General features: G+C 61.1%; 12 protein-coding genes. 9 read left to right on the forward strand and 3 right to left on the reverse strand.

Annotation, left to right across the window (positions count from 1 at the left end; translation table 11 throughout):
• Nucleotides 1-23 precede the first annotated feature (23 nt).
• Entirely contained in the window at nt 24-629 is a 606-nt protein-coding gene (locus MD273_RS15980; RefSeq protein ID WP_239038797.1) for a LysE/ArgO family amino acid transporter, read from the forward strand.
• 29 nt (nt 630-658) lie between these two features.
• Here MD273_RS15980 and MD273_RS15985 read toward each other — a convergent pair whose 3' ends face one another.
• Complete coding sequence (locus tag MD273_RS15985; protein WP_239038798.1) at nt 659-1162, reverse strand: C40 family peptidase; 504 nt, start codon at nt 1160-1162, stop codon at nt 659-661.
• A gap of 116 nt (nt 1163-1278) precedes the next feature.
• On the opposite strand from MD273_RS15985, the gene MD273_RS15990 reads away from it, so the two are divergent.
• From MD273_RS15990 to MD273_RS16000, 3 genes are read left to right on the forward strand one after another with little or no spacing between them, the layout of a single operon-like run.
• On the forward strand, nt 1279-3177 hold the full coding sequence (locus MD273_RS15990) for an intermembrane phospholipid transport YdbH family protein (RefSeq protein WP_239038799.1): 1899 nt from the start codon (nt 1279-1281) through the stop codon (nt 3175-3177).
• A 36-nt stretch (nt 3178-3213) separates the two neighbouring features.
• On the forward strand, nt 3214-3435 hold the full coding sequence (locus tag MD273_RS15995; RefSeq protein ID WP_239038800.1) for a YnbE family lipoprotein: 222 nt from the start codon (nt 3214-3216) through the stop codon (nt 3433-3435).
• 31 nt (nt 3436-3466) lie between these two features.
• Nucleotides 3467-3811 (forward strand): YdbL family probable chaperone protein, encoded by a 345-nt coding sequence (locus MD273_RS16000; RefSeq protein ID WP_239038801.1) that lies wholly within the window; start codon nt 3467-3469, stop codon nt 3809-3811.
• A gap of 14 nt (nt 3812-3825) precedes the next feature.
• Here MD273_RS16000 and MD273_RS16005 read toward each other — a convergent pair whose 3' ends face one another.
• Nucleotides 3826-4497, reverse strand: a complete 672-nt coding sequence (locus MD273_RS16005; RefSeq protein ID WP_239038802.1) for an SOS response-associated peptidase — start codon at nt 4495-4497, stop codon at nt 3826-3828.
• A 9-nt stretch (nt 4498-4506) separates the two neighbouring features.
• On the reverse strand, nt 4507-5565 hold the full coding sequence (locus MD273_RS16010; RefSeq protein WP_239038839.1) for an alpha/beta hydrolase: 1059 nt from the start codon (nt 5563-5565) through the stop codon (nt 4507-4509).
• 109 nt (nt 5566-5674) lie between these two features.
• On the opposite strand from MD273_RS16010, the gene MD273_RS16015 reads away from it, so the two are divergent.
• The 5 genes from MD273_RS16015 to MD273_RS16035 are packed head-to-tail and all read left to right on the forward strand — an operon-like array spanning nt 5675 to nt 9656.
• A complete protein-coding gene (locus MD273_RS16015) occupies nt 5675-5992 on the forward strand; it encodes a putative signal transducing protein (protein WP_239038803.1) in 318 nt (105 codons plus the stop codon).
• Nucleotides 5993-6029: 37 nt separating this feature from the next.
• Entirely contained in the window at nt 6030-6701 is a 672-nt protein-coding gene (locus MD273_RS16020) for an SDR family oxidoreductase (protein ID WP_239038804.1), read from the forward strand.
• 12 nt (nt 6702-6713) lie between these two features.
• Nucleotides 6714-7472 (forward strand): glucose 1-dehydrogenase, encoded by a 759-nt coding sequence (locus MD273_RS16025; protein ID WP_239038805.1) that lies wholly within the window; start codon nt 6714-6716, stop codon nt 7470-7472.
• A 3-nt stretch (nt 7473-7475) separates the two neighbouring features.
• A complete protein-coding gene (thpR, locus tag MD273_RS16030) occupies nt 7476-8045 on the forward strand; it encodes an RNA 2',3'-cyclic phosphodiesterase (protein WP_239038806.1) in 570 nt (189 codons plus the stop codon).
• A 42-nt stretch (nt 8046-8087) separates the two neighbouring features.
• Nucleotides 8088-9656 (forward strand): bifunctional GNAT family N-acetyltransferase/carbon-nitrogen hydrolase family protein, encoded by a 1569-nt coding sequence (locus MD273_RS16035; RefSeq protein WP_239038807.1) that lies wholly within the window; start codon nt 8088-8090, stop codon nt 9654-9656.
• Nucleotides 9657-9664 lie beyond the last annotated feature (8 nt).

Here is a 9664-nt window from a genome sequence, read left to right on the forward strand (position 1 = left end):
CAGTTTTTTCAGGGAGAGTGAGCGTGCTTGAGAGTTATCTGACCGGACTGGTGGTCTGTGGCGGGATCATTGTGGCCATCGGTGCCCAGAATGCCTACGTCCTGAGCCAGGCGATTCGCCGGGAACATCACTGGTGGTCAGCCGGGCTCTGTATGGCCTCGGATGTGATCCTGTTTACCCTGGGCATGTTCGGTGTGAGTGCGGCCTTGATGGCCATGCCCCAGGCACTCGAGTTGCTGCGCTGGCTTGGTGTTGCGTTTCTCGGTTGGCTGGCCCTGCAGGCGTTGGTGCGGGCCAGTCGGGGCAGGGCCGCCCTGGAGACAGGCGAAGTCGCCAGACGCAGCCTCAAGGGTGTTCTGTTCACCACGCTTGCCGTTACCCTGCTCAATCCTCAGGTCTACCTTGATACCTTGCTTCTGATCCCGGCTGTGGGTGCCCAGCAAGACGACGCCAAGAGTTTCGTGGCGGGCGCCAGCAGCGCCTCAATTCTGTGGTTTGGCGGCCTTGCCTGGTGCGGCTCGGCACTGGCGCCGATTCTCTCACGGCCAGCTGCCTGGCGGGTTATTGATGGCGTGATCGGGCTGATGATGGCAGCGATTGCTTTGCAGCTGGCCTTCGGCGGTCTGTGAGCCTGACGCCAGGCTGGCGTCATATCCGGTCAGTTTCCTTCAAAACGCCGTGCTTCGGTGAAACGGTCCGCCCAGTAGTAGCCGTTCAGTTCCGAGAGGGTCACTCCGATGGATGTGGAGGCGTGAATGAAACGGTTGTCGCCCATGTAAATTCCGGCATGCCGCTCCTTGCCACCGATCCTGAAGAACACCAGGTCCCCGGGTTTTACCTGGTCCGGCGGCACCTCCCGGCCGTGGCGAAGCATCTGGGCGGTGGTGCGGGGCAGCTGCTGGCCGAGGCCCTCCCGATAGGCCGTGATGATAAAACCGGAACAATCGAACCCCTGAGCCGACGTGCCGCCATATTCATAGGGCGTTCCCCGGTAACGCTCGAAGACCTGCCACAACCGGTCGACCTTCTCCGGCGAATCGGGCGTTTCAACCGGCGCGGGCCGCATGGTTTCGCGGGTTTGCAGATGCTGATTACTGGCACAACCGCCCAGTACAAGACCCAGCAATGCCAGAGCCAGGATTTGTCGCAGCATTGACGTCATGCCGTTACTCCGCAACATTGAATCTGTATAAACCTTATTACTGATTGGGCCGGATGTCAGGTTACGACTTGTTAGACGTGGACAGGAAGCGATTTGTGGGAGCAGGAAAGCGCACGATGACAAGCAGAATCGGTCGATGGCTGGCCGTGATCGTTGTTGTTTTGCTGCTCGTGGTGATCGGCGCTGGTGTTTATGCCCGGGATGCCTGGCAGCAGTGGATGGCGAATCAGTCAATCCAGAAGTTTGACTGGCAGGGAATCCATCTCTCGCTCGGGGGTATTCGTGCCGACAGCTTTTCGCTGGTCAGCTCCGACCCGGCGCGTCGGTTCACGGTGCGGGGTTCGGACTTTCTGTTGGGCTGGAACTGGCAGAGCCTCTCCCTGGCCAGCGTTCGGGTCGAACAGCTGGCGGTTGAAATACCCGCCTGGCCAGAGCCTGCGCCGGATGGATCAGGGACGAGCCAGCCACGATTGCCCGAGCAGTTCCCGGTGTGGCTTCCGGAATCCATTTCCGTGGGCAATTTACAAATCGATCTGCCGGAAGGAACCGGGATCCGCGGAAACCTCTATGTGGAGTTGGCGCCAGATCCGAACCAGTGGCGGATAAAGACGACGGAACTCTGGGTCAGTGGCTTGTTTCCGGAGTTTGAGAGCGGCGGCTGGCGCTTTAGTAGCATCGGGGGACGAATCGGCCTGGCCGGGACCGCGGGTGTGGAATCAGCCAGGCTGGACGTTCTGGATGGTTCGCGTGTGCAGGTGGATGGAGTGATCAGCCCGGAAGGCGGCGGGGTCCTCGCTCTGGAACAGGTGGAAGCGCGGCCGGGCGGCAGCACTCTGGACGTCGGCTACAACCTGAACGGCCTGAACCTGGAGAAATTGCGATTGGCCGGTCCGCTGGTGGTTGATGTCGGGACGTTGAAACAGCCCAACCTGAAGCCGCAGTTCTGGAGCCTTGAGGGCCAGTTGGATGCGAACCTGAATCGCCTGGATGTCCGTGGCCTGGCAGAGGGCGCTGCAGGGTTGGTGTTGGATATCGATGCCCGCTGGCCCTTCCAGGGAACGGCACAGGTAGCTGCCAGCACGGTACTGGAGGGCAGCGACGCAAGCCGGACACTGGCCGCGACCCTTGAACCCTGGCCTGCCGGCATCGAGATCAGCGATGGGCGCCTCTCTGCACAGGCAGATGTTCGCCTCCCGGGGACGGGGCCGGCTCTTGAGGGCAAGATAATCGCCAGCGGCATGTCGGGAATTGCGGGCCGAATCGCCTGGACCGATCTGAACGGTATCCTGGAGCTGTCAGTGGGAGACACTCTGGTTGCCCGCACATCGGAGCTGCAGTTGGCCCAGATCAATCCCGGTGTGCCGTTAGGGCCTGTATCCATTACCGGCAGCTACCGCGCTTCGTTGCAGGCCCTGACGGAAGGCACTGTTTCACTGATTCGGGGGCATGCCGGATTTCTGGGCGGTGAGCTCCGGGCCAGACCCGGGGACTGGAATCTGGCCAACCTGCCAGTGACCGTGCCTGTGTGGCTGAACGATATACAGGTCGAACGCCTGATGACCGTATATCCCGCCGAGGGATTAGCCGGTAGTGGCACGCTTGAAGGCGAAGTGCCTCTGTTGATTGGCAGGGACGGGGTGCAGGTTGCCGACGGCCACATCAGGGCAGTGGCACCGGGAGGCACCCTGAGACTGCCGGCGGACCGATTGCAGGCACTGGCCCGAAACAACGAGACCATGGATCTCGTGGTCCGGGCCCTTCAGAACTTTAACTATTCCGTGCTCAACAGCACGATAGACTATGATCAGGAAGGAACGCTGAACCTCGGCCTAAGGCTTGAGGGCAGCAATCCGCAGGTGCGGGATGGTCACCCGATTGTCGTGAACATCAACCTGCAGGAGGATATTCCGGCACTGTTGACCAGCCTGCAGCTCAGCGGTCGGGTCAACGAAGCGGTCACGGAGAAAGTCAGGAAACTGATGGAACAGCGCGAGGCCGGTAACGGGGAAAACTGATCCTCCTGTACCGGCCACAATCTATGGGGGAAATCTATGAAAGCGCAGAGCCGGACATCCGCCGGCACCGCCCGGTTTCGAGAGGGGGCGGTGATATTCACGATTGCCCTGCTGTCGGCAGCCTGCACGCCTACGGTGCAGATGGCGGCGCCAAAGGAGCCCATTACCGTCAACCTGAACGTCAAGATCCAGCATGAGATCTATGTAAAGGTTGATAAGGAAGTGGACGAGTTGTTCGATGAACAGGGCCTGTTCTGATGATTGCGGACACTTCGACGGGGAGAGGATTATGAAATTGTTCAGTAGATTCGGTGCGCTTCTTCTGACCCTGTGCCTGAGCCTTCCGGTGCTGGCGATGAGCCTGGACGACGCCAAGCGGCAGCTCGACACGGCCAAACAGCAGGGGCTGGTGGGAGAAACTCCGGCAGGCTATCTGGCCGTCGTAAAGGCTGAAGGTAATGCCCGGGAGATCGTTGAGGCAATTAACCAGGCCCGGCGTCAGGAGTACGGTCGCATCGCCGAGAAACACAACATCCCGGTTGCGGAGGTAGAGGCGGTCGCCGGTAAAAAAGCCGTGGAGAAAACCCCGGCCGGTCAGTTTGTCAGAGTGGGCGACCGGTGGGTCCGGAAATAGCCGGTTGGGCTGTCCTACCTGACCCGCTCCAACAGATCCGGAGTGTTGTGGCGGGGATTGTTTACCGCCTGTGATACTTCGTATTCGCCCAGGTGCTCCGGAGGCAGCCGGTGTGTCGCCGAGCGGATTGCAGAGCGTTCGCTCAGCTCCGGGTTCAGCCAGTCCCGCAGGCAGCCGGGATCGAGCACCACCGGCTGGCGGTCATGGATATGTGCCAGGCTCTTGTGCGCCGGTTCGGTAATGATGGCGCAGGCGGTGGTCTCATCACCTTCCATCGGTGTCCACAGGCCGGCAAAGAAGATGGCGGGGTCCTTGTCCGGCGCCTTTGGCGTTACATAGTGCGGTTCCTTGCCGTGCTCCGTGGCCATCCATTCATACCAGCCGTTGGCCGGGATGAGGCAGCGGTGGTGGGCAAACGCTTCCCGGAAGTATTTTGAGGTGGCCACCGTTTCGGCCCGGGCATTGATGGGCGCGGGCGCTTTCTCACCGGCCCAGACCGGACGGAATCCCCAGTGGGAATGAGCCATGATCAGGGTGCCGTTCATGGTCATGCGGATCATGGGAATGCCCACCCCGGGCGTGATGTTGTAGCTGGGCTCAAACTGGCCATCCACCTCCAGACCTTCCGGAAAGTACTCGAGGATCAGGGTCTCGGGCGGTGTATAAAAGGTGAAGCGTCCGCACATGGGGGCATCCTATTCGCGCTTGCCGGCCTCGACATCGGCCAGGAATTCCCGGATGTCTTCAAAGGCTTCACCAGCCTCCGGGAGCATGTCGCCAAAAATGTGCCACACGTGCACCATGCCCGGCCAGGTATGGAGCTCCACGGAGGACCCTTCGGACTGGGCCTTGGCCGCGTAGCGCCGGGCGTTATCCAGCAACATTTCGGTATCACTGGCGTGGATCAGGGTCGGCGGCAGGTTGGCGAGACTGCCACGCAGCGGCGAGGCGACGGGATTGGTCGGCGATACCCGGAAGGCCGCCAGGGTTCCCCACCAGATGATGGGTAACGGAATCTTGGCCAGGCCGCCGAATACCGGGCCCAGCAATGGATCGGTGGAAATGTTGTTGCGGTTGCTGGGGGCGGTCAGGGTCAGGTCCGTTGAGGGGGCCAGGGCAACAGCCGCATCCGCCTGCCGGAGGCCATTATCCCGCGCCCAGGCGAGGAGGCTGAGTGTATGGCTGCCTCCGGCGGAGTCTCCCGCCACCACGATAAAGCTGGCGCGCTCCCGGCCATTCGGGCCGTGGTCCAACAGCCAACTGTACGCTCTCTGACAGTCCCGTACCCCATCCATGAAGCGGTGTTCCGGCATCAGACGGTAATCCACGGCGAAAACCGCAGCATTGGCGAGGGTTGAGAAACGGTCGGTAATGGTCCGGTGGCTCCTGGGACTGCCGGCTGCCCAGGCACCGCCGTGGATGTAGAGCACACGCCTGCGGGTGTCGACACCCGGTGCGATGACCCATTCGCCGCGCGGCTCCGCATTATGCCGGAACTCCGATACCAGTTCCGCGCCCTCGCTGAGTGTGTCCATGTGCTGGCGCAGGGCAATCAGCCTGGCCTTGCCCTTGAGGTCTTTGGCGGCTTCCCTCAGTTCCCTCAGCTGTCCCAGCACCTGTCGATGCCCTTCGCTTGGGGTGTTTTCCCGCACGGGATAGGTCCTTTCGTCCAGATGGGACAGGTCTTCAATCCTGAACAGGAACAGGGTGGCGGCCACGATGAGCAGGACGATGGCCAGAACAATCCAGATAATATCCACTGCGTATCCTTGATGGCTCCCTGGAGCGGGTGGGTCTATGCTGAAATCATAACCGCATTAACGGGCGGGTGCTGCCCTTGAATGTCACAGAAGGAGTAGGCCTTTGCAAATAGCCTATCGGGCCCGGGACATTACCGAAGCACACATTGTAGCCGGGTTTCTGGAAGTCCACGGTATCGAGTCCTACGTTGGCGGCCATTACCTGCAGGGTGCGCTGGGGGAGATCGGTGCGGCGGGTTTCAGCAATGTCCATGTGGATGATGAAGACCTCTACCGGGCCCGCGAGCTGATTCGCGAATACGAGGAGGGCCACTCCACAGCAACCGCAACATCCCCGGATCATGACAAGCCCGACCAGTATGCCCGCTGGTTTCTGCTGGCACTGATCGTTACAGTGTGGCTGCTCGTCCAGATTTACTGATCCAACCATTTGAATCCATTAGCAAAGCGGAGGAAATATGTCTGCATCCGGAGTAGTCGTTATTACTGGTGCCAACCGGGGAATCGGCCTGGAGCTGGCGCGGCACTATGCCCGCGAGGGCTGCGATGTAATCGGCGTATGCCGGCAGTCTTCCGATGACCTGGCAGAGGTAGCCTACGAAGTCATCGACGGGGTCGATGTCGCCACCGTCGACGGCATCGACAAACTGAAATCGGCCCTGGCGGGCAAGAAGATCGGGCTGCTCATCAACAATGCCGGCCTGCTGCAGGACGAACAGCTCGGCAGCATCGATTTCGATTCCATTCGCAAGCAGATGGAGATCAATGCCTACGCGCCGCTGCGGGTAGCGGAGGCACTGGTTCCGCAGATTGAAGAGGGGGGCAAGATCGCCAACATCACCAGCCGCATGGGGTCAATTGCAGACAACGATTCGGGCGGGCGTTATGGTTACCGCGCCTCCAAGGCGGCCCTGAACGCTTTCGGAAAGTCCCTGGCAGTGGACCTGAAACCCAAGGGCATTGCGGTTGCCCAGTTGCATCCGGGCTATGTGAAGACCCGCATGGTGAACTTCGGGGGGATGATCACGCCCGAGGAGTCGGCCCGAGGCCTGGCGGAGCGGATCGCCAACCTGAACCTGGAGAATACCGGATCGTTCTGGCACAGCAACGGCGATGAGCTGCCCTGGTAAACGGAGGTCAATGTGACAAGCGAAGCCCGAGTTGTTCTGGTAACCGGTGGAGCCCGGGGTATCGGCCGTGGTCTGGTGGAGTTCCTGGCCGATCGGGGCTGGCAGGTGGCGTTCTGCGATGTTGATCGGGAGCAGGGAGAGTGGTTGCAGCAACAGCTGGGCGAGCAGGCGCGTTATTTCCGGGCCGATGTGTCCAGTGAAGAGGAAGTTGCCGGAATGGTCTGTGACGCAACCGGCTGGCACGCTCGGCTCGATGCCGTGATCAACAACGCCGGGCTCGCCGGCCCGGAAAACGGGCCTGTTGACGAGCTGGACCTGGCGGTCTGGCAGCGTCGTCTGGATGTGAACCTGACCGGTCCGTTCCTGGTTACCAAGCATGCGGTGCCTCACCTGCGAAAGAATGGCGGTGCCATCGTCAACATCGCCTCCACCCGGGCCTTGCAGTCCGAGCCCGACACCGAGGCCTATGCCGCCACCAAGGGCGGCATCGTTGCCCTGACCCACGCATTGGCGATGAGCCTGGGGCCGGAGATCCGGGTCAACTGCATCAGTCCGGGCTGGATCGACACCCGTGCGTGGCAGGATAAGGAAGGAAAAGCCCCGCCGCTTTCGGAGAGCGATCACCGTCAGCACCCTGCCGGTCGGGTGGGGGAGCCTCGGGACATTGCCAGCCTGGCGGCTTTCCTGATTTCCGGAGAAGCGGGCTTTATCACCGGCCAGAACTATCTGGTTGACGGTGGCATGACCCGCAAGATGATTTACGAGGACTGAACCGTGCCTCGGGTGTTTTTCGGGGTGGAAGTCCCGTCAGAGGTCAAGAAACGCTTGCTGAAGCTCAAGAGCCCGGTCAACGGGGCCCGATGGCAGAGTCGTAATCAGCTGCATATGACGCTGGTCTTTATCGGGAGCGTCAACGATGAGGATCTGGCGACGTTGGGCTACGCAGCGTCCCTGGTTTCCGCGCCGGCTTTCGAGGTGGTGGTGGCGGGGCTGGGAGCGTTCGGTCGCCCGGAACACCCCCGGAACCTCTGGGCCGGTGTCTCTCCGGAGACGCCGGTGGCGGAGTTGTATCGTCAGCTGTCGACCGAGGTTGCGGCCGCCGGTTTCGAGACCGAGCACCGCGGGTTCAAGCCTCACATCACGGTGGCCCGGTTTCGCAAGCAGGCCGCGTCGATTGTGAACCTGCTGGAAGACCACAAGGAGGAGCGATTCGGAGTTTTGCCGGTAACGGAGTTTGTCCTGTTCGAGAGCACCCCCGGAGCAGGCGGGTCGGTATATACCGTGATCCAGCGCTTCCCCCTGAAGCCGCCGCTTGACGAAACGGAGCCGACCGACCAAATATGAGGGCATGCCCACGCGCCTTTTCGCGCTTGCTTCGAGGTATGTATGTGCCCACCGTTTTCCGATCCCGACCAGCGTCTTTTTGTCCGCAACGCCACCCTCGCTGATATACCCGCCATCATCGATCTGAGCCGCCGGGTCTACGAGGGCACCGGAATGTACGGCTACACCAAGGGGCCCTTGACCGGGCAGATCAATACCTTCCCTGAGGGCCAGTTTGTTGCCATGCTCGGGGACCAGGTGGTGGGCTACTGTGCCACCTTCCGGATTGCCGGGGAGGTCGCCCTGGCGCGACATGACTGGACATCGATCACCGGCAACGGGTACGCATCACGTCACGATCCGGAGGGCGACTGGCTCTACGGCATGGAGGTGTGTGTCGACCCGGAATGCCGTGGCTATCGGATCGGCGAGCGCCTCTACAATGAGCGAAAAAGCCTGTGCCAGACACTCAATCTTCAGGGCGTGGTGTTTGCCGGTCGCCTGCCGACCCTGCGCCAGAAACTGAAGAAGTACGGCACGGTGGAGGCCTATGTCGATGCCATCAGGAGCAAGGAGCAGAAGGACCCCGTGCTCTCGTTCCAGATGCACCAGGGTTTCGAAATCCACGGCATCATTCCCCATTACCTGGACGCCGACCATGACTCCATGGGCTACGGCATCCACCTGGTCTGGCGTAATCCCAAGGTCCCCCAGAATGGCCGCGACGAGAAACGGAAACGCTATGGACACCGGATGCCCGATACCGTACGTATCGGGACGGTTCAATACCAGCAGCGGCCAGTGGCGTCATTCGACGAGTTCAGCGAAATCGTCCGTTACTTCGTGGATGTTGTCTCGACCTACAAGGGCGATTTCGTGGTGTTCCCCGAGCTTTTCACCCTTCAGCTGCTGTCTATCGAGGCCCGCAGCGGCAGCCCGGCGGATTCATTCTCCGCGGTCACCTACTATGCCGAGCGTTACCGGGAACTGATGCGTGATCTTGCGTTGCGCTACAACATCAACATCGTGGCGGGCTCGACCCCGGTCCGGGAAGAGGACGGCACCATACGCAACATGGCCCATGTGTTCCTGCGGGACGGGCAGGTTTATACCCAGCCCAAGATCCATCCCACCCCCAATGAGTCCTATTGGTGGAATGTGCGAGGCGGAAACCGGGTAAATGCCATTGAAACCGACTGCGGCACCATCGGGGTGCTGATCTGTTACGACGCGGAATTTCCCGAGCTTGCCCGGCATCTGGTGGATCAGGGGGTGAGCATCATTTTCGTGCCGTTCTGCACGGACGAACGTCAGAGTTATCTGCGGGTCCGGTACTGCTGCCAGGCCCGGGCCGTGGAGAATCAGGTGTACGTGGTGCTGTCGGGCAACGTTGGCAACCTGCCCAACGTGCCGAACATGGAGATCCAGTACGGTCAGAGCTGCATCCTCACCCCCTGCGATTTTCCCTTCGCAAGGGATGGCATAGCGGCGGACACCGAACCCAATGTCGAAACGGTGGCTTTTGCCGATCTGCGCCCGGAGACGCTGATCACGGCCCGGAACAGCGGAACCGTGAAAAACCTGCAGGACCGCCGACACGACCTGTACAGCGTGAACTGGCGCGGCGAGTAGCGTCCCGC

The sequence above is a fragment of the Marinobacter sp. C7 genome (assembly GCF_022343555.1).
Taxonomy (GTDB): domain Bacteria; phylum Pseudomonadota; class Gammaproteobacteria; order Pseudomonadales; family Oleiphilaceae; genus Marinobacter.

What these genes read in the sequence shown, in the direction of transcription:
- MD273_RS15995 (WP_239038800.1), top strand. Translation starts at nt 3,214, where the DNA reads ATGAAAGCGCAGAGCCGGACATCCGCCGGCACCGCCCGGTTTCGAGAG.
- MD273_RS16035 (WP_239038807.1), top strand. Translation starts at nt 8,088, where the DNA reads ATGTGCCCACCGTTTTCCGATCCCGACCAGCGTCTTTTTGTCCGCAAC.
- MD273_RS16000 (WP_239038801.1), top strand. Translation starts at nt 3,467, where the DNA reads ATGAAATTGTTCAGTAGATTCGGTGCGCTTCTTCTGACCCTGTGCCTG.
- MD273_RS15990 (WP_239038799.1), top strand. Translation starts at nt 1,279, where the DNA reads ATGACAAGCAGAATCGGTCGATGGCTGGCCGTGATCGTTGTTGTTTTG.
- MD273_RS15985 (WP_239038798.1), bottom strand. Translation starts at nt 1,162, where the DNA reads ATGACGTCAATGCTGCGACAAATCCTGGCTCTGGCATTGCTGGGTCTT.
- MD273_RS16020 (WP_239038804.1), top strand. Translation starts at nt 6,030, where the DNA reads ATGTCTGCATCCGGAGTAGTCGTTATTACTGGTGCCAACCGGGGAATC.
- MD273_RS16005 (WP_239038802.1), bottom strand. Translation starts at nt 4,497, where the DNA reads ATGTGCGGACGCTTCACCTTTTATACACCGCCCGAGACCCTGATCCTC.